Source organism: Mesorhizobium sp. M0898 (assembly GCF_040319695.1).
Lineage (GTDB): Bacteria > Pseudomonadota > Alphaproteobacteria > Rhizobiales > Rhizobiaceae > Mesorhizobium.
The window spans coordinates 1-947 of the sequence record NZ_JAMYOE010000138.1 but is presented as its reverse complement, the minus strand read 5'-3'; the positions used below and the strand labels follow the sequence as shown (position 1 = coordinate 947).

At 64.8% G+C, this 947-nt stretch carries 1 protein-coding gene; it reads left to right on the top strand.

Annotation, left to right across the window (positions count from 1 at the left end):
• The first annotated feature begins 382 nt into the window (after window positions 1-382).
• Window positions 383-820, top strand: a complete 438-nt coding sequence (locus NKH90_RS34595) for a curlin (protein WP_352474420.1) — start codon at window positions 383-385, stop codon at window positions 818-820.
• Window positions 821-947: the final 127 nt, after the last annotated feature.

Sequence of the window (947 nt, the reverse complement as noted above, 5' to 3'; positions counted from 1 at the left end):
CGACCCCTCTACCCGCTCAAGTCAAAATGGCAGTCGCGCCATCTCAGAACGAGGCGCCCCTCCCGCGAAGCGGGTTCGTGCATTGTCCTCTTTAAGGCAGTTGCAAAGCTAACTTTGACGACCGACATGAGGCGCATTGCCATCCGGCAGCCTGTGGGCCGGAAGCGGCCAACCCCAAGTATAGAAATGACCCAACACCGGCCGCCCTTGGCGCGTGTGCTCCACCCATTGCCCTAGCGAATAGCGGCCTGACCGCCGCAGCCACGACCCGCGCAAGCCCTCCTGAACCCCAGCTGAACGCCGGCTTCAGCCTTAGTTCGAACGGCATCTCCTAAAAAGAAGCCGTTCAACCGCGGTCCCGTCCGCCAAAGGAGACGCTCTCATGATCCGCAATTCTTTCATCGCAACCGCGCTTGCCGCTCTTGTCGGTATCACTGCCGCCGCTCCGGCCATGGCCAATGACGTGCGCATCGAGCAATATGGCTGGTCGAACTCGGCCGGCGGCGCCCAGAACGGCTTCAAAAACCGTATCCGGGTGTATCAGAACGGCCGCTTCAACAAGGTGATCGGCCAGCAGCGCGGCCGCCACAACCTTTCGGCTATCGGCCAGGACGGGGCCGGCAACTACGGCGCCACCTACCAGAACGGCAACCGCAACGTGGCCGGCATCGGCCAGTTCGGCTCCAACCACACCACCATTCTGACCCAGGACGGCAACGGCAACATTGCTGCCGGCGTGCAGGTGGGCCACGGCTGCGATGCCAATGTTAGCCAGGGCGGCAGCGGCAATGTCGCAGCTTTCGTCCAGGCCTGCCCATAAACACGGCAACGGCCAGGGGGGCCCGGGGGAAATTAGCCGCCCCCCCCCGCCCCCCCACCACCGCGCCACCAAACCCCCCCGCCGCAACCAAAACACCCCCCCCAGGGGGGGGGCCCCCCCGGACAGG